Annotated in this window: 17 protein-coding genes, 1 tRNA gene and 3 pseudogenes; 12 read left to right on the forward strand and 9 right to left on the reverse strand. The window is 59.9% G+C overall.

The window, feature by feature from the left end:
* Nucleotides 1–15: 15 nt before the first annotated feature.
* Complete coding sequence (locus NVV94_RS19285) at nucleotides 16–792, reverse strand: spermidine synthase (RefSeq protein ID WP_408733421.1); 777 nt, start codon at nucleotides 790–792, stop codon at nucleotides 16–18.
* A 156-nt stretch (nucleotides 793–948) separates the two neighbouring features.
* On the opposite strand from NVV94_RS19285, the gene NVV94_RS19290 reads away from it, so the two are divergent.
* Nucleotides 949–2,295 (forward strand): class II 3-deoxy-7-phosphoheptulonate synthase, encoded by a 1,347-nt coding sequence (locus tag NVV94_RS19290; protein WP_258443975.1) that lies wholly within the window; start codon nucleotides 949–951, stop codon nucleotides 2,293–2,295.
* Here the strand turns inward: NVV94_RS19290 and NVV94_RS19295 are convergent.
* Both NVV94_RS19295 and NVV94_RS19300 read right to left on the reverse strand, forming a co-directional pair.
* Nucleotides 2,276–3,514: a winged helix-turn-helix domain-containing protein gene (locus NVV94_RS19295; protein ID WP_258443976.1), complete on the reverse strand. Its 1,239-nt coding sequence runs from the start codon at nucleotides 3,512–3,514 to the stop codon at nucleotides 2,276–2,278. The genes NVV94_RS19290 and NVV94_RS19295 overlap by 20 nt on opposite strands.
* Nucleotides 3,515–3,574: 60 nt before the next feature.
* The gene (locus NVV94_RS19300; protein ID WP_408733514.1) at nucleotides 3,575–3,808 is read right to left on the reverse strand and encodes a DUF1127 domain-containing protein; all 234 of its coding nucleotides are present in this window, start codon (nucleotides 3,806–3,808) and stop codon (nucleotides 3,575–3,577) included.
* 97 nt (nucleotides 3,809–3,905) lie between these two features.
* Here NVV94_RS19300 and NVV94_RS19305 point away from each other — a divergent pair, with 97 nt between their 5' ends.
* Nucleotides 3,906–4,760: a LysR substrate-binding domain-containing protein gene (locus NVV94_RS19305; protein ID WP_258443977.1), complete on the forward strand. Its 855-nt coding sequence runs from the start codon at nucleotides 3,906–3,908 to the stop codon at nucleotides 4,758–4,760.
* Here the strand turns inward: NVV94_RS19305 and NVV94_RS19310 are convergent.
* Nucleotides 4,750–5,499: a sulfite exporter TauE/SafE family protein gene (locus NVV94_RS19310; protein ID WP_258443978.1), complete on the reverse strand. Its 750-nt coding sequence runs from the start codon at nucleotides 5,497–5,499 to the stop codon at nucleotides 4,750–4,752. The genes NVV94_RS19305 and NVV94_RS19310 overlap by 11 nt on opposite strands.
* 107 nt (nucleotides 5,500–5,606) lie before the next feature.
* On the opposite strand from NVV94_RS19310, the gene NVV94_RS19315 reads away from it, so the two are divergent.
* Nucleotides 5,607–6,563 carry a LysR family transcriptional regulator gene (locus tag NVV94_RS19315; RefSeq protein ID WP_258443979.1) on the forward strand — a complete coding sequence of 319 codons (957 nt, stop codon included), beginning with the start codon at nucleotides 5,607–5,609 and terminating at the stop codon, nucleotides 6,561–6,563.
* A gap of 55 nt (nucleotides 6,564–6,618) precedes the next feature.
* Nucleotides 6,619–6,822, forward strand: a pseudogene (locus tag NVV94_RS19320) (MarR family winged helix-turn-helix transcriptional regulator); the annotation flags it as partial.
* Between the two features lie 104 nt (nucleotides 6,823–6,926).
* On the opposite strand, the gene NVV94_RS19325 reads toward NVV94_RS19320, so the two are convergent.
* Both NVV94_RS19325 and earP read right to left on the reverse strand, forming a co-directional pair.
* Nucleotides 6,927–7,496 (reverse strand): elongation factor P, encoded by a 570-nt coding sequence (locus NVV94_RS19325; RefSeq protein ID WP_258443980.1) that lies wholly within the window; start codon nucleotides 7,494–7,496, stop codon nucleotides 6,927–6,929.
* A gap of 48 nt (nucleotides 7,497–7,544) precedes the next feature.
* Nucleotides 7,545–8,678 (reverse strand): elongation factor P maturation arginine rhamnosyltransferase EarP, encoded by a 1,134-nt coding sequence (earP, locus tag NVV94_RS19330; RefSeq protein ID WP_258443981.1) that lies wholly within the window; start codon nucleotides 8,676–8,678, stop codon nucleotides 7,545–7,547.
* Nucleotides 8,679–8,818: 140 nt separating this feature from the next.
* Between earP and NVV94_RS19335 the strand changes: the two genes are divergently transcribed.
* Both NVV94_RS19335 and NVV94_RS19340 read left to right on the forward strand, forming a co-directional pair.
* Nucleotides 8,819–9,208: a hypothetical protein gene (locus NVV94_RS19335; RefSeq protein WP_258443982.1), complete on the forward strand. Its 390-nt coding sequence runs from the start codon at nucleotides 8,819–8,821 to the stop codon at nucleotides 9,206–9,208.
* Nucleotide 9,209: 1 nt separating this feature from the next.
* On the forward strand, nucleotides 9,210–9,692 hold the full coding sequence (locus tag NVV94_RS19340; RefSeq protein WP_258443983.1) for a GreA/GreB family elongation factor: 483 nt from the start codon (nucleotides 9,210–9,212) through the stop codon (nucleotides 9,690–9,692).
* Here NVV94_RS19340 and NVV94_RS19345 read toward each other — a convergent pair.
* A pseudogene (locus tag NVV94_RS19345) lies at nucleotides 9,673–9,870 on the reverse strand (LysR family transcriptional regulator); the annotation flags it as partial. The gene NVV94_RS19340 and the pseudogene NVV94_RS19345 overlap by 20 nt on opposite strands.
* Before the next feature lies 1 nt (nucleotide 9,871).
* Here NVV94_RS19345 and NVV94_RS19350 point away from each other — a divergent pair.
* Both NVV94_RS19350 and NVV94_RS19355 read left to right on the forward strand, forming a co-directional pair.
* Nucleotides 9,872–10,024: pseudogene (locus tag NVV94_RS19350) on the forward strand (SDR family oxidoreductase); the annotation flags it as partial.
* A 185-nt stretch (nucleotides 10,025–10,209) separates the two neighbouring features.
* Entirely contained in the window at nucleotides 10,210–10,590 is a 381-nt protein-coding gene (locus tag NVV94_RS19355; RefSeq protein WP_258443984.1) for a hypothetical protein, read from the forward strand.
* Nucleotides 10,591–10,624: 34 nt separating this feature from the next.
* On the opposite strand, the gene NVV94_RS19360 is transcribed toward NVV94_RS19355, so the two are convergent.
* Nucleotides 10,625–10,714: transfer RNA gene (locus tag NVV94_RS19360), tRNA-Ser, on the reverse strand.
* Nucleotides 10,715–11,030: 316 nt separating this feature from the next.
* On the opposite strand from NVV94_RS19360, the gene NVV94_RS19365 reads away from it, so the two are divergent.
* The 3 genes from NVV94_RS19365 (at nucleotide 11,031) to NVV94_RS19375 (ending at nucleotide 13,626) form a co-directional block, all read left to right on the forward strand.
* Nucleotides 11,031–11,720 (forward strand): crotonase/enoyl-CoA hydratase family protein, encoded by a 690-nt coding sequence (locus NVV94_RS19365; RefSeq protein ID WP_258443985.1) that lies wholly within the window; start codon nucleotides 11,031–11,033, stop codon nucleotides 11,718–11,720.
* A 111-nt stretch (nucleotides 11,721–11,831) separates the two neighbouring features.
* Nucleotides 11,832–12,554, forward strand: coding sequence for a 1-acyl-sn-glycerol-3-phosphate acyltransferase (locus tag NVV94_RS19370; RefSeq protein WP_258443986.1), 723 nt, complete (start codon nucleotides 11,832–11,834; stop codon nucleotides 12,552–12,554).
* A 100-nt stretch (nucleotides 12,555–12,654) separates the two neighbouring features.
* Nucleotides 12,655–13,626: a magnesium and cobalt transport protein CorA gene (locus NVV94_RS19375; protein WP_258443987.1), complete on the forward strand. Its 972-nt coding sequence runs from the start codon at nucleotides 12,655–12,657 to the stop codon at nucleotides 13,624–13,626.
* 60 nt (nucleotides 13,627–13,686) lie between these two features.
* Here the strand turns inward: NVV94_RS19375 and NVV94_RS19380 are convergent, their stop codons facing one another.
* Nucleotides 13,687–14,418, reverse strand: coding sequence for an amidotransferase (locus NVV94_RS19380; RefSeq protein ID WP_258443988.1), 732 nt, complete (start codon nucleotides 14,416–14,418; stop codon nucleotides 13,687–13,689).
* A 577-nt stretch (nucleotides 14,419–14,995) separates the two neighbouring features.
* On the opposite strand from NVV94_RS19380, the gene NVV94_RS19385 reads away from it, so the two are divergent.
* Entirely contained in the window at nucleotides 14,996–15,796 is an 801-nt protein-coding gene (locus NVV94_RS19385) for a cytochrome c (RefSeq protein ID WP_258443989.1), read from the forward strand.
* Nucleotides 15,797–15,829: the final 33 nt, after the last annotated feature.

Consider the following 15,829-nt stretch of genomic DNA (forward strand, 5'->3'; position numbering starts at 1 on the left):
CCCTGCCCCTGCTGCTCAGGTCGCAGGACGGATCTGCTCGATCAACGACCGCAGCGAATAGCCCAGTTTCGGGGCTAGCGCTTCGGCCCGCGCGTTCAACCCCGGCATGTCCAGGCCTTGCTCCAGATCGGCGGGTACCATCAGGATGACGTTGCCCTCCTTGACCGGCAATTCCCAGTAATGCCGGTGATAGAGCCCCCGCAGCAGCGCCGCGCCCAACGGCTTGCCGTCATCCCCGGCCCACTGATTGATGATCAGCCAACCACCGGGATTGAGTCGCTTCTGACAGTTTTCCAGGAAGCGCCAGGCCAGATGGCCGACGCCCGGGCCGTGATCGGTATAAAGGTCGACGAAGATCAGATCGGCAGGCTCGGTACTGTCGAGCAGTTCAATCGCATCGCCAACGCGAATATAGAGCCTCGGGTCGTCATCCAACCCCATATACTCGATCGCCAGGCGTGGCACGTCCGGACGCAACTCAATGGCTTCGACATCTTCCAGCGGCAGGAACTTGAGGCACGCCTGGGTCAGGGTGCCGGCGCCCAGCCCCAGGAACAATGCGCTTTCCGGCGCCTCATGGCACAGCGCACCGATCAGCATGGCGCGGGTGTAGTCGTACTCCAGCCAACTGGGATCGGCGGTGAATACACAGCTTTGTTCGATGGCATCGCCGAACTCGAGAAAGCGATAGTCCTCGACCTCCAGCACCCTGATCATGCCGAACTGATCGTGCACTTCAGCGAGCAGACGCTCTACGCGCTCTCTCGGGATTTCATCTTCTTGCTTTTCCATCACACCGTTCGTCACTAGGGGGCGTCAAAGGGACTGCGATTGTCGGCGACTGGGTTGGGCAGGTCACGTATTAATTGACAGCGATAGCAATGATAAGGCCACACGGAAACCCGAACTGATAACATGGCATATCTCCCCAAGAATACCGAGCCCGTGATGAGCCAACCCTGGAGCCCCGACAGCTGGCGCGCCCTGCCGATCCAGCAGCAACCCGTCTACCCCGACGCCACCCGCCTGCTGGAGGTCGAGCAAAGCCTGGCCAGCTATCCACCGTTGGTGTTCGCCGGTGAAGCGCGCGAATTGCGTCGACAGTTTTCCGAGGTAACCCAGGGGCGCGCCTTTCTGCTGCAGGGCGGTGATTGTGCGGAAAGCTTCGCCGAATTCTCGGCTGCAAAAATCCGCGACACCTTCAAGGTGCTGCTGCAAATGGCCATCGTCATGACCTTCGCCGCGGGCTGCCCGGTGGTCAAGGTTGGACGCATGGCCGGTCAGTTCGCCAAGCCGCGCTCGGCCAACGACGAAACCATCGCCGGCGTTACCCTGCCAGCCTACCGTGGCGACATCGTCAACGGCATCGGCTTCGACGAAAAGAGCCGCGTGCCAGACCCCCAGCGCCTGCTCCAGGCCTACCACCAGGCCACGGCCACGCTGAACCTGCTGCGCGCCTTTGCCCAGGGCGGTTTCGCCGACCTGCACCAGGTGCACAAGTGGAACCTGGATTTCATTGCCAACTCGGCACTGGCGGAAAAGTACAGCCTGCTGGCCGATCGCATCGACGAAACCCTGGCCTTCATGCGCGCCTGCGGCATGGACAGTTCCCCGCAATTGCGCGAAACCAGCTTCTTTACCGCCCACGAAGCCTTGCTGCTCAACTACGAAGAAGCCTTCGTACGGCGTGACAGCCTTACCAACGATTATTACGACTGCTCGGCCCACATGCTCTGGATCGGTGACCGCACCCGCCAGCTCGATGGCGCCCACGTGGAGTTCCTGCGCGGGGTCAACAACCCGATCGGCGTCAAGGTCGGCCCGAGCATGAACACCGAGGAATTGATCCGGCTGATCGATATCCTCAACCCGGACAACGATCCCGGCCGCCTCAATCTGATCGTGCGCATGGGTGCAGACAAGGTCGGCGATCACTTGCCGGCACTGATCCGCACCGTCGAAAGCGAAGGCCGCAAGGTGCTCTGGAGCTCCGACCCGATGCACGGCAACACCATCAAGGCCAGCAGCGGCTACAAGACCCGGGATTTCGCGCAGATCCTCAGCGAGGTCAAACAGTTCTTCCAGGTGCACCAGGCCGAAGGCAGTTATGCCGGGGGTATCCACATCGAAATGACCGGGCAGAATGTCACCGAATGCATCGGCGGCGCCCGGCCGATAACCGAAGACAGCCTGTCGGATCGCTACCACACCCATTGCGACCCGCGCATGAATGCCGATCAATCGCTTGAACTGGCCTTCCTGATCGCCGAAACCCTCAAACAGGTTCGCCGCTGAGGTCTGCGGCCAGCGCCGTTCGCAAACGCTCGGCGCTGGCCCTTGGACAGTTCAGTTGAATCCGTTCCAGCCCCAGCCATTGGGCCAACCGCCGCAGGTTGGCAGCCAGTGCCAGCATCCCCGCTTCATCCAGCCCCGTCACCTCTTCATGCACCGCATGCACCGCCAGCCGCCCCTGGGCACGCTCGGCGCGCAGGTCGACTCGCGCGGCAATCCGCTCGCCATACAAAAAGGGCAACACGTAGTAACCGTAAACCCGCTTGTGCGCAGGCGTGTAGATTTCCAGCCGATAGCGGAAATCGAACAGCCGCTCGGTGCGGCCACGCTCCCAGATCAGCGAGTCAAAGGGTGAAAGCAAGGCGCTGGCCGAGACCTGGCGGGGGATTCGCGCTTGCGGCAGGCAATAGGCCGGCTGGCGCCAGCCCTCCACCTGACAGGCCTGCAATTGTCGATCTTCCACCAGCTCACGCAAGCGCGCCTGGCTGTCGGTCGGGGCCAGCCGGAAATAGTCGCGCAGGTCCCTCTCCGTGGCCACGCCCAGCGCTGCAGCCGCATGCATCACAAGCTGGCGCTGCGCATGAACCCGGTCAGGTACCGGTTGCTCGCGGATCCTTGCCGGGATGACCCGCTCCGACAAATCGTACAGGCGCTCGAAGCCCCGTCGTCCTGCCACCGTGACCTGACCTGCGGCGAACAACCATTCCAGCGCATGTTTCTCGACGCTCCAGTCCCACCACGGCCCTGCTCGCTCCTGGCGAGTCGACAGGCTGCCTGCGCCCAGCGCCCCTTGTTCGACTACCGCGTTGAGAACACGCTGAATCGTCGGCTGTTGCTCCCGGCCAAAACGCGCCAACTGCTGATAAATGCCTTGCCCCCTTGCTGCCTGCTCCATTCGCCAACGCATCGCCGGGTATAAGGTAAGTGGCATCAACGAGGCCTCGTGCCCCCAGTACTCGAACAACTTGCGCTGCCGGCCCTTGCCCCAGGCCAGTTGATCGAGCAACTCATGGGAGTACTGGCCCAGCCGAGAGAACAGCGGCAGGTAGTGCGAACGCACCAGGGCATTGACCGAGTCGATCTGAATGACGCCCAGGCGCTCGGTGAGTTGCGCCAGATGGCTGGCAGCAATCGGGGCAGTACGCTGGCGTGCGGCGAACCCCTGGGCGGCAAGGCTCAGTCGACGGGCCTGCGCGATAGAAAGGGATAAGGGGCTGGGCATATACATCTCCTTCAGGCCTGCCCCCTTACCTTAACGGGTGGAACTCCTTGCCACCACGGATCATTTCTTCAGTGGATCGTCCCAGAACGGGCGCTCGCTTTCTTCAAAAATATCGGCACGGCTCAGGCCGATGTCCTTCAAGGCCGCGTCATTGAGTTGCATCAGTTCAACTCGTTGGCGGTGTAGTTCATACCAACGCAAAATCTGCTGCAGCACCGAGGCGAAAACCGCCTTGAGCGAAACGCCATGCAATGGCAGTTTGCTGATCAGTACATATCCTTTTTGACCTTTCATCATCTCGCCCTCCAATTGGGGATGGCTCAAGTCTGCCGTCGGCAGTATGATCAATCCAACAAATGTTTCTTATGCCATGCATCTTGGAGATTGATGTATGTCCCACTATCAAAGCATTGACTCCGAAGTCCTGCGTACCTTCGTCGCCATTGCCGATCAAGGTGGCTTCACGCGCGCCGGAGAAGTCGTCAACCGCACCCAGTCGGCGGTGAGCATGCAGATGAAGCGCCTGGAAGAGGACATCCTCCAGCGTCAGCTGTTCGAGCGCGATGGACGCCAGGTTCGGCTGACTGCAGAAGGCCAGGTGCTGCTTGGCTATGCCCGGCGCATCCTCAAGCTGCACAGCGAGGTTTTCAACACCCTGCGTGAACCGCAAATGGTCGGCGTGGTGCGCATCGGTACGCCTGATGACTATGCCATGCGCTTTTTGCCGGGCATTCTTTCGCGCTTTGCCCAGGCCTACCCGCTGATTCAGGTTGAAGTGCACTGCGAAAGCTCGAAACAGCTGCTGCTGCGCCAGGACCTGGACCTGACCATCGTCACCCGCGAACCGGGCCATGAAATCGGCCAGATGCTGCGCCATGAACGTTTCGTCTGGGCCGAGGCCCAGGGCCATTGCCCGCACGAGCAGAACCCGATCCCCCTGGCAATGTTCAACAGTGACTGCTTCTGCCGGATTTGGGCCTGCCATGCACTGGAAGCCATGCAGAAGGACTATCGGGTGGCTTACACCAGCCCCAGCCTGGCGGCGATCATGGCTGTAGTCAGTGCCGGACTGGCCGTCACTGCGCAGCTGCAGAGCCTGATCACCCCGGACCTGCGCATCCTTGGCGAAGCGGAGGGGTTGCCGCAGCTGCCCATGGCCAGCGTGATGCTGCTGCGCAACAGCAGCACCCAGTCACCGATGACCGAATGCCTGGCCGAATACATTGCCGAAGGTTTCAAGCTTTAAAGGCGAGCATCACCGCACAGAGCACCAGAAAGCCGCAGAACAGCGAGCGCAGAACTTTTTCCGGCAAGGCATGCGCCAGCTTCACGCCCCAGCTGATGCTCAACAGACCACCGACGGCCAGCGGGATGCCCATGGCCCAGTTCACGTGCTGGTGCACGCCATACGTCACCAGCGTAACGGCCGTACTCGGTGCGGCCAGCGCCAGTGAAAGGCCCTGGGCCACCACCTGCGTGGTGCCGAACACACTGGTCAGCACCGGGGTTGCCAGCACTGCGCCACCCACGCCGAACAAACCGCCGAGCACGCCGGAGCCCGCCCCCAACACACCCAGCCAGGGCCATGGCTGGCGCATTTCGCTGGAAGGTTCGACCTTGCGCATGAACATTCGCGCCAGGTTGTAGGTGGCCAGTGCAATCAGAAACAACACGAAGCCCTGGCGCATGGCGCGAGCGTCCAGGCCTACCGCCCAGACCGAACCCAGCCAGGCAAAAGCGAAGGCGGCCAGGGCCAGGGGCATGGCATGGCGCATTTCGATGCGGTTGCGTTGGTGATAACGCCACAGGGCAAGCAGCACGTTGGGCACGACCATGACCAGCGCCGTGCCTTGGGCGAGTTGTTGATCCAGGCCGAACAGCACACCCAGCGCCGGAATCGCGATCAGCCCTCCGCCGATGCCAAACAGGCCGCCCACTGTACCCAGCGCGGCACCCAAGGCCATGTACATCACCAACTCGATCATCACCGCCCCTCTGTGTCCAATGGAGGCATGCTAACCAGTCAGGGCTGGTACGGAAATGCATAGCAACGCACAATGGCTGTGCTAATTACGCACAAGCAGCTTACCCCATGAATCCCGACGCCCTGACAGAACAACTCGGCCTGTTTCTCGATGTGCTTGAAACCGGCAGCTTTTCCGCGGCTGCGAGGCGTCACCCACTGACGCCTTCGGCCGTGGCCAGACGCATCGATAGCCTCGAATCGGCCGTGGGCAGCCAACTGTTTTCCCGCAGCACCCATGCCGTGCGCCCCACCCCGGCCGGTTTAGCGTTCGCCGAGCGGGCGCGAAAAATTGTTGAAGAATTGCGCCTGGCTCGCGCCGAGGCCGTCTCCCTGAGCAGTGCTCCCGAAGGGCTGATCCGCATTGATGCACCCGCCGCTTTCGGTCGCCGCCACCTGGCGCCCGCCATTGCCGACTTCCTCGTCGCCTACCCGGGCCTGGACGTGCAACTGCGCCTGATCGACAGCTTCGTCGATCTGCACGGCGCGCATCTGGGCGAGGTGGATCTGGTCCTGCGCGCAGGCCCCTTGGCCGATACCCGGCTGGTCGCGACGCCGCTGGCCTATATGGTGCGGATCGCCTGTGCCAGCCCCGGTTATCTGCAAAATCGCGGGGTACCCTCTAGCCCGACCGAACTGGTCGAACACGACGGGCTGGATTGGGATGGACTCGCGCCCCCCTTTGCCTGGCGCTTCGAGCAGGACGGGCAACTGCGCCTGCAGCGCCCACGGCGCATGCGCATGAGCGCCAACAATGCGGAAACACTGTTGTTCGGCGCGCTGGCAGGTCTGGGCATCGCGCACTTGCCGACCTGGTTGATCAGCGAGTACCTCTTGCGGGGGGAATTGCTGCCGCTGTTCTGCGAAAACGGTTTGCCACCTGCCGAATCCAGCGGCATCTATGCGCTTCGCCTGGAACATCAAACGAACTCTCGCAGCCGTTTGCTGCTCGAATTCCTCAAGAGCCGCTTCAGTCCAATCCCTCCGTGGGACCTTGCCCTGCAAAGCGACCTGAACTGGCATTAGCGCATCAATGATTAGAGCGCTAAATTAAATGGCACCATTGAAACAAAGGATGCGCATGAACGCCGACAACGAAATCTCTACCCCAACTTCGGAGCCGTGCGACGATCTGCAGCTCGACAGCCAGGTGTGCTTTGCCCTTTACTCGACCTCGCTGTTGATGACCAAAGTCTACAAGCCGCTGCTCCAGGCACTGGGCCTGACTTACCCGCAGTTCCTGACCATGATTGTCCTGTGGGAACAGGATGGCTTGACTGTCGGGGGCAACGTCGATGTACGGCTGCACGTCAGCGTCTGATCAAACGCGACCCACAAAAAAACCCGACACACTGGTCGGGTTTTTTTGTACTGCGCCAAACGCCAGTTTTACTTGGCGCGGCCCTTGTAGGAACCACCTTCGCGGGTATCGATTTCGATCATGTCGCCGATTTCGATGAAGTCGGCAACGCTCAGCTCGGTACCGTTTTTCAGCTTGGCAGGTTTCATCACCTTGCCCGAAGTGTCACCGCGAGCGGAACCTTCGGTGTAGTCGACCTGACGCACGATGGTGGTCGGCAGCTCTACGGAAACCAGACGCTCTTCGAAGAATACGGCTTCGCAAACGTCGGTCATGCCCTCTTCGACGAAAGGCAGAACGCTTTCGATGTCTTCGGCGTTCAGTTCGTACATGGTGTAGTCAGTGGTGTCCATGAACGTGTAGGTGTCGCCGTTGATGAAGGACAGGGTCGCTTCTTTGCGGTCCAGGATCACGTCGTCCAGCTTGTCGTCTGCACTGTACACGGTTTCAGTCTTGTAACCGGTCAGCAGGTTTTTCAGCTTGGTTTTCATGATCGCGCTGTTGCGACCGGACTTGGTGAATTCGGCTTTCTGCACCAACCAAGGATCGTTGTCGATACGGATGACGGTGCCGGGTTTCAGTTCTTTACCAGTTTTCATTACGAATATCCGAATTTGGATGGTGATATACAGAATCTAGGCCGCATATCATATCCAATTTAGGTAAAACTGCACCAGCGTCGTGGCAAGATCAGGCTGAGCGGCTTGCTGGCGGCACCAGCGCTCGGCATGTTCGGCCAGTTCCGATTCATGCTGCAGAACCTGCCGCCAACCCTCGCCCATGTCCCGGTCCATGTTCCAGGCCCGCCACAAACCGACCAGCGCCTGGCTGGCGGCCGGTGTCAAACCCTGTGTATAGAGCGTCAGGAATGCCTCGAGCTTTTCCCAGTGGGCATACTCTTCCTGCACATAGATATGCCACAGCAACGGACGCCCGGCCCATTGCGCCCGGACGAACGAGTCTTCGCCGCGCACGGCATTGAAATCGCAACACCAGAGCAGGCGATCGTACTGGCCCTGACTGATGAACGGCAGCACCTGCACGGTCAAGGCGCCCCGCACTTCGATCGCCCCCACGGCTAATTCGCCGACGCCCAGCCATGCCTGCAGATCCCCCAGAATGCGCCCCTCCGGTACCAGCAGATGGTTGGGCCGGGTATCGACCGCCAACGCCTCCAACCAACTGGCCAGCCCCGAATTCTCGTAGGCGAACAGTGAAGTCAGTCGGGCATTGGTTGCGGGCACAATACCCAGCGCCTGCAAAAAATGCGCTTTGGCGGCGGGGTTCTGTTGAAAAGCCTGACGCGACTCAATCAGCCCTGCTTCGCGCAGCAAACCACCGGTCTCGTCTTGAAAGCCCGGGAAGAAGAAAAACTTGCGCAGGCCATTGGGCTGCGGCGACGGCAAGCCATGACAGCCCTGGACCCAGTCTTCGGCGCTGAGGTAATCCAGGTTCAGCCACAGGGGCGCCTTGTCACGCGCAGCCATGGCCTCGACGTAATCCCTTGGCAATTGGCAGGCGAAGGCACCGATCACGACGTCCGCAACGGGGGTTGGCTGCCAGCCTGCCGACCATTGACACACCAGTACGCCATGGCTCTGTTGCTGCAACGCCTGGCCATCGGCCTCGGGGCACAGCCGCACGAATGCACGCAGGTCATCGACCCACAGGCGCACCGCCACTCCATGTTCGGCGACCAGTTGCCGAGCCAGCCGCCAGGTCACGCCAATGTCGCCGTAGTTGTCGACGACACTGCAGAAAATATCCCAGGAGGCTTTCATATCAGGCACCAATTACTACAGGCTGTGAAAAACCGCTGATTGTCCGGATAAATGATCGCAGACAAAAGGCCCTTCGCCGATAAAAAGCCGGCAACGACGTGCGACAATCGCCAGCATCCCGATCCAGCCAGGAGGCCGCCATGCCCTATCGCCCGCGTCGTCGCGAGATGTATATCACGCTCAACCCGCTGCACCTGACCGGCTGCATTGCCCTGGGCCTGTGGCTGGGTTTCGTCGCCATCGTTCTTACCTGTTGGCTGGCCTATAAATTCCTGTTCAATGCGCCCTTGCCCTTGAGCGATGCCGCAGGCTCGCTGGGCAGCCCGGCCATCAGCCAACCGGCGCCGGAAAACCCGATGTTCGAGCAGTACAAAGACAACCTGCGCAAACAGGAACTGCAACAAGCCCAAGACCAGGCGCGCAGCAACGAACGCAACCTGTCCAACCCCAAATGCCAGTTCTGGCTGCAACAAAACCAGACCGCACCCACTGACAAAAGCCGGGCCAATGTCCTCAAGTTCTGCGATTGATATGAATAAACAGCGTTTGCTTGAATTGATCATCGACAAGTTGACCGTCGACCTGGATGTCGCGCAGCGGGCGGCACAAACCGCCTATGAAACAGCGACCCATGAAGAAAATGTCGCCGAAAACAAATACGACACCCTAGGCCTGGAAGCTTCCTACCTGGCGACGGGCCAGGCCCGACGCATGGAAGAGATTCGCCAGGCCCAGGTGCTTTTTCAGAACCTGACCCTGCGCACCTACGACGAGCAGTCGGGCATTCAGGTCAGTATGCTGGTAACCCTGGAAGCCGAGAACGGCAGCCAGCAATACCTGTTCCTGGGGCCGGAAGCGGCAGGCTTGAAAATTGCCTGCGAAGGTCGCCAGGTCACCGTCATCACCCCTCGCTCGCCCCTGGGCCAAAGCCTGCTGGGCAAGTTTGAAGGTGATGAGGTGCAGATCAAGGTTGGCGGCGTCAGTCAGCGCTACGAAGTGCTGGAAGTCGCGTAGCGCAGGCCGCCTCGGAATCGCTCATGGTCATGCGGGGTTTCAGGTTCAACGGGCTGTGGTCCCGGGCACGGTTGCTCAGCGGCCAGGAACGCACACGCCCGGTCTGCGGTGAATGAATCAGGATGCCATTGGCCATCAGCAGGTCTTCGGGGTGTTCGATCGGCGGGCGCTCGGCCACGGGTGAGTTTGCCGAGATGCTGGTCGGGCTGATGGCAGTGGGTCGCTACGGCAAGGCCGACGAGATCGCCAGTTTCGTCGCCTACCTGGCAGGCCCGGAAGCTGGCTACATTACCGGTACGAGCCTGATGATCGATGGCGGTTTCTCGGCCTGAGTTCGATCTGAAACCGTGCGACCGCTATCGCGGTCGCACGGTTTCAGATGCAGTAAAAAACCCGGCAAGGACCACTGCACAACTCTGGCTGCGGCCTACACTGCACTTCGTCGCAAAAGCATTGACTCAGCGCCCGATGAGGCGCTGATTGAGATCCCTCCCCCTCTTCCAAACCGGTATTTCCCATGACAAGACTCACCGTTCAAGCGGGCGATTTCTTGCAAGGTGAAGGCGAGTACAGCAATGGATCGCTCATACTCAAGACCAACACAAACCCCAACGCCGGGGAAAAGATCGCCCTGACCCGCATCAAGGAAATGACAATCGCCAACCAGGAAAGCAGCAAGAGCCTGGGCAGTGCCATTGGCTGGGGCATGGCGGGCGCATTGGTGGCCGGCCCGATAGGATTGATCGCCGGGTTGTGGCTGGGCGGCAAGGAAGAAGAAATAACCTTTGTGGCCACCCTCAAGGATGGTCGGAAACTGATGGCCATTACCGACGTCAAGACCTATACGAAAATGGCCGGGAACTGGCAACGACGGATGTCAAAAACACAAAACCCCTGACTTCGCGAGGAAATCAGGGGTTTTGTATGGAATATGGCGGTGAAGAAGGGATTCGAACCCTTGATACAGTTTCCTGTATACACACTTTCCAGGCGTGCTCCTTCAGCCACTCGGACACTTCACCGTTTCTCTTCAAACCATTCGGTCTGTCGAGGCGCGCTAATGTAGTCGAAAGTTCCAGTGATGGCAAAGGTTTTTTTCAGAATTTTCATGTGCTTAAACACTTAACCGGAAAATCGTCCCTGTGCCGCCTTGCGGGCCATGGCAAAGCGGCCAATCTCTGGTGGCGTTTTACACGCCTCGACCGCGAGCCCCAAGGATACGCCTGCCTTTTCGCGGTTCCAGGCGCTGAAAGGCTGACTCACCGGTCAGTCACGGTGCTTTACCTTGGCGTGAGTGCTGGGTAACGTCTGCCCCACTTCTCTACAAGGAACCGAGTCATGAGTGAGCTGATTTCCTACCACCTCGAAGACGGCATCGCGACCCTGACCTTGAGCAATGGCAAGGTCAATGCCATTTCCCCTGACGTGATTGCCGCCTTCAATACCGCGCTGGATCAAGCCGAGAAAGATCGCGCCGTGGTGATCATTACCGGTCAGCCGGGAATCCTCTCCGGGGGTTACGACCTCAAGGTGATGACCTCCGGCCCGCAGCATGCCGTCAACCTGGTGACAGCCGGCTCTACCCTGGCCCGACGCCTCCTGTCACACCCCTTCCCCGTCATCGTGGCCTGCCCTGGCCACGCCGTCGCCAAGGGTGCCTTTATCCTGTTGTCGGCAGACTACCGGATTGGTGTCGAAGGCCCGTTCAGCATCGGCCTTAATGAAGTGCAGATCGGCATGACCATGCACCATGCCGGTATCGAACTGGCCCGTGATCGCCTGCGCCGTTCGGCTTTCCACCGCTCGGTCATCAACGGTGAGATGTTCGACCCGATCAGCGCCGTGGACGCAGGCTTCCTCGACAAGGTGGTGAAAGCCGAAGAGCTGACCGAGGCAGCCCTGACCGTCGCCCGGCAGCTGAAGAAGATCAACATGACCGCGCACAAGAACACCAAGCTGAAAGTGCGCAAGGCCCTGCTGGAAACTCTGGACGACGCGATCATTCGCGACCAGGAACACTTGATCTAGTTACCCGCGAACATGCCCGGCCGCCTGCTGGGCTTTGTGGCTCGATTGTCCATTTGCCGAAGATAGTGCACATCCGTACACTGCGCCGCCTTTGCCCCGATGAGTTGCGCAATGCTTTACCTCGTACGCATGTTGCTGTTGAGTCTGCACTTTTTCCTGGCCGGCGTGCTGGGCGTGCTGATCGGTTTGTGCCGGCCGTTCAACCCGGACAACAGCCGACTATATGCCCGGCTTTATGGCTGGGCGGCGACGTGGATCCTGCGCCTGAAGATCCAGTCCGAGGTCGGCCCGCTGTTCGACCAGCCGCCGGGCTGCGTGATCATCGCCAACCATCAATCCAACTATGACCTGTTCGTGCTCGGCCCTGTCGTGCCGCGGCGTACCGTATGCATTGGCAAGAAGAGCCTGAAATGGGTACCGCTGTTCGGCCAGCTGTTCTGGCTGGGCGGCAATGTCCTGATCGAGCGCGGCAATGCCCATCAGGCGCGCAGGGCCATGCTCACCACGACGCGTACGCTGCAAAAGGAAAACACGTCGATCTGGGTGTTCCCGGAAGGCACGCGCAACGCCGAGGCCGATCTTTTGTCCTTCAAGAAAGGCGCTTTCCAGATGGCGATCGAGGCCGGGGTGCCCATCGTTCCCGTCTGCGTCAGCCGCTATGCGCGAAGGATGCGGCTCAATCGCTGGAACAGTGGCCACATCATTATCCGCTCGCTGGCCCCCATTCCCACCGCAGGTCTTGGCCAACAGGACATGCCCGCCCTGATCGAGCGTTGTCGCGAGCAAATGCAGCAATGCATCCAGAACATGGAGCGGGAGTTGCAATACGCCTGACCAAGGCGGCGAACACCTGGGTACTTGCCGAGTCTCAACTGAGAGAACAAGCTAAGCGCATGCTGCTTTTCTCTGCCATTTGAATCAGAAGCGAACAACCATGGGTCGAGTCGTTGCTGCCGCGGTGTATAGCGCCGGTAAAAGAGTTACCAATATCAACCTCGATGAAGGCAGCCAATGGGCGAGCACACCCGGTCATTTCGTCTGGATCGGCCTGGAGGAACCCAGCGTCGAGCAACTGACCACCCTGCAACGGCAGTTCAACCTGCATGAACTGGCCATCGAAGACGCCCTGGAGAAGCACAGTCGGCCCAAGCTGGAAACCTTCGGCGATGCGCTGTTTATCGTGACCTACTCACCGATCCGGCACGAGGGCAAGTTGCAGTTCATCGAAACGCATATCTTTGCCGGCAATGGCTACATCATCACTGCCCGCAACGGCAGTTCGGCCTCCTACGCGCGGGTGCGCTCACGCTGCGAAGCGCGCCCCCTGCTGCTCGAACATGGCGAAGACTTCGTGCTGTATGCCCTGCTCGACTTCGTTACCGAGAACTACCAGCCGGTCAGCGAAGCGATCCATGACGAGATCGAGGAGCTCGAGCGCAACGTACTCAGCGGCTCGCTCAAGGAAGGTGACATCCGCCTGCTCCATAACCTGCGCCGTGACATTCTGCGCCTGCATCGCTATGTAGCGCCGATGGTCGAGGTCAGCGAGGAACTGCAGCGCCTGGACTTCCCATTCATCGACAAGAACATGCGCCCGTATTTTCGCGATGTGCAAATCCACGTCACGCGGCAGATGGAGGACTTGATGGGCATCCGCGACATTGCCAGCCAGACCATTGAAATCGGCATGCTGCTGGAGTCATCGCGGCAAAGCATCACCCAGCGCAAATTCGCCGCCTGGGCAGCGATCCTGGCCTTTCCCACGGCCGTTGCAGGGATTTACGGAATGAACTTCGAGAACATGCCGGAGCTGGCCTGGCAATATGGCTACTTCGGTGTGCTGGGGGTGATTTCCGTGGGCTGTGTGACGTTGTACGCAAGCTTCAAGCGGTCCGGGTGGCTGTAAACGCGGAGCGTCGCAGGAGGCATTCCCACGCCAGAGCGTGGGAATGAGAGGTAAGACTCGTCAGGAGATCGAGGCGGCCTGGGGTTTATGCGCCACGAAACGCATCATCCACTCGGCCACGGTAGTGCCCTGGTGTTCCTGGGCCAGGCTGGCCATGCCGGTCTTGTAGACCTGCTCGCCCAGTTTGTCCTGGCGCGCGTCGAGCAAGGCCCGGGAATAGTCGTGAACGAATTCCGGATGCCCCTGGAAGCACAATACCTGATCGTTGATCTGATAGGCCGCGATCGGGCAGAACTCGCTGGAAGCCACCACGGTAGCGTTTTCCGGTAGTCGGGTGACCTGGTCCTGGTGGCTGATCAACAAGGTCAAGTCTTCAACCGCAGGGCTCATCCACGGCGCCTGGTGCGCCAGGGTGTAGCGATGGGTGCCCACGCCCCAGCCTTGGGTCGAGCGCTCGCTCTTGCCACCCAGCAGCAATGCCAGCAACTGATGACCGAAACACACGCCCAACAGTTTGTCGCCACGCTCGTAGCGCTGCAGCAGGAAGGTCTTGAGCGTTTCGATCCAGGGGTCTGTGCCGAATGAGTCGGCCTTGCTGCCAGTGACCAGATACGCATCGAACTGCAGATCTTCGCCCGGATAATCGCCATGCATGACGTTGTACACGCTGAACTGGGCGGCAATCGGCTGGCGGGCAAACAGTTGCTCGAACATCCGTCCGTAGCCCTGGTACTGTTCGACGAGTTCAGGCCGCAGAACATCGGTTTCGAGGATGCAGATGCGTAACGACATAAAAAGTACCCTGGCACGACAAAGGCGATAGTGCCTCTAGCCTGCCTTGAATTCTGGCCTGAAGGCAAGTGCGAGTCATGACCTGTTCGGGCAGGTTGGACACTCGGACGAACGGTAGCCGGCTAATGGATCCACTTGCATGAGGACGCACGCGTCTAGCAAACGGCCTTCGACAAGCTGGCAAAACGCCTCATACCTAAAACAACCAATAATTAACGTTATTCATACAAAAGCGTTCTAAACCATGAGTGACGTGGGCCCTAAGGTTAGAAATGTATCCATTGCTGCCGGGTTTTGCCGGGCATGGATGCGGAACTATCTGTTTTACGCCAGGCCAGATAAGGCGGCGCTCAGGAATAACAACAAAAAAGGCGGTCAGCCATGATCAAGCAAACCAAAGTACGTCAGGCCGGTCTTATTGTCTTCGCCACCACATTACTGCTGATTCTACCGAACCTCAGTCGTCTGTTCGGTTGACCGGCATCTTGCCCCCATTCGTTGATACGTCGGCCTCGGTTGCTTCCGGGGTCGGCGCAGGTGTGCCAATCTTCCTCCCTGAATTGAAGGAGATTGGCCCATGCGCTATTGGATTGCCCTGCTACCCGCACTGCTGCACGCCCCCCTGTTTGCGGCACAACTGACGCTCGACCTGGGTTCCTCCAGCCGCACCTGGCAGACCGAGGCCCTGCTCAAACACCCGCAAGCGCAGACGATCACGATCGAAGACGACGTATCCTACAAAAAGACCATGCAATACCGCGCCGTGCCCATCAGTGCCCTACTGGGTGGCGTAAGCGCGCAAGATCACTTGCAAGCAGTGGCATCAGACGGTTTCGCGGCGGAAATGCCGGCGGCCCCTTTATTGAGCAGCGGCCCGGCTCGCGCCTGGCTGGCGGTGGAAGATCCGGCGCAGCCATGGCCACCCCTGGCCAAGGGCAAAGCCAGCGCCGGGCCTTTCTATCTGGTCTGGACCGCCCCCCAGGCCGGGCATATCAGCCCCGAACAATGGCCCTTCAATGTCGCCAGCATTCGCCGCCTGGCCCCAGTCGCCGAGCGTTTCCCGGCCATGCGTCCCGACCCGCGGCTGGCCGCTGAAGATCCGGTGAACCTGGGTTTTGCCCTGTTTCAAAAAAACTGCCTGGCCTGCCACCGTCTCAACGGTGCAGGTGACGCGCAGATGGGGCCCGATCTGAATATTCCCTATAGTCCGACCGAGTATTTAAGCGGGGATTTCTTGCGGCGTTATATACGCGACCCGCAGAGCCTGCGGCAGTGGCCGCAGGCGAAGATGCCGGGGTTCAATCAGACCGTGTTGCCGGATGCGGAGTTGGACAAGTTGATTGGTTATCTACGGCACATGGCCGGGCGAAAACAGTGACCCAATCGCGGGCAAGCCCGCTCCCACAGGATC

The sequence above is a fragment of the Pseudomonas sp. LS1212 genome, from assembly GCF_024741815.1.
Classification (GTDB): domain Bacteria; phylum Pseudomonadota; class Gammaproteobacteria; order Pseudomonadales; family Pseudomonadaceae; genus Aquipseudomonas.

Bases quoted from the DNA above. Each gene is read 5' to 3' on its own strand.
- NVV94_RS19285 (WP_408733421.1), bottom strand. From the start codon at position 792: ATGGAAAAGCAAGAAGATGAAATCCCGAGAGAGCGCGTAGAGCGTCTG.
- NVV94_RS19290 (WP_258443975.1), top strand. From the start codon at position 949: ATGAGCCAACCCTGGAGCCCCGACAGCTGGCGCGCCCTGCCGATCCAG.
- NVV94_RS19295 (WP_258443976.1), bottom strand. From the start codon at position 3,514: ATGCCCAGCCCCTTATCCCTTTCTATCGCGCAGGCCCGTCGACTGAGC.
- NVV94_RS19300 (WP_408733514.1), bottom strand. From the start codon at position 3,808: ATGAAAGGTCAAAAAGGATATGTACTGATCAGCAAACTGCCATTGCAT.
- NVV94_RS19305 (WP_258443977.1), top strand. From the start codon at position 3,906: ATGTCCCACTATCAAAGCATTGACTCCGAAGTCCTGCGTACCTTCGTC.
- NVV94_RS19310 (WP_258443978.1), bottom strand. From the start codon at position 5,499: ATGATCGAGTTGGTGATGTACATGGCCTTGGGTGCCGCGCTGGGTACA.
- NVV94_RS19315 (WP_258443979.1), top strand. From the start codon at position 5,607: ATGAATCCCGACGCCCTGACAGAACAACTCGGCCTGTTTCTCGATGTG.
- NVV94_RS19325 (WP_258443980.1), bottom strand. From the start codon at position 7,496: ATGAAAACTGGTAAAGAACTGAAACCCGGCACCGTCATCCGTATCGAC.
- earP (WP_258443981.1), bottom strand. From the start codon at position 8,678: ATGAAAGCCTCCTGGGATATTTTCTGCAGTGTCGTCGACAACTACGGC.
- NVV94_RS19335 (WP_258443982.1), top strand. From the start codon at position 8,819: ATGCCCTATCGCCCGCGTCGTCGCGAGATGTATATCACGCTCAACCCG.
- NVV94_RS19340 (WP_258443983.1), top strand. From the start codon at position 9,210: ATGAATAAACAGCGTTTGCTTGAATTGATCATCGACAAGTTGACCGTC.
- NVV94_RS19355 (WP_258443984.1), top strand. From the start codon at position 10,210: ATGACAAGACTCACCGTTCAAGCGGGCGATTTCTTGCAAGGTGAAGGC.
- NVV94_RS19365 (WP_258443985.1), top strand. From the start codon at position 11,031: ATGAGTGAGCTGATTTCCTACCACCTCGAAGACGGCATCGCGACCCTG.
- NVV94_RS19370 (WP_258443986.1), top strand. From the start codon at position 11,832: ATGCTTTACCTCGTACGCATGTTGCTGTTGAGTCTGCACTTTTTCCTG.
- NVV94_RS19375 (WP_258443987.1), top strand. From the start codon at position 12,655: ATGGGTCGAGTCGTTGCTGCCGCGGTGTATAGCGCCGGTAAAAGAGTT.
- NVV94_RS19380 (WP_258443988.1), bottom strand. From the start codon at position 14,418: ATGTCGTTACGCATCTGCATCCTCGAAACCGATGTTCTGCGGCCTGAA.
- NVV94_RS19385 (WP_258443989.1), top strand. From the start codon at position 14,996: ATGCGCTATTGGATTGCCCTGCTACCCGCACTGCTGCACGCCCCCCTG.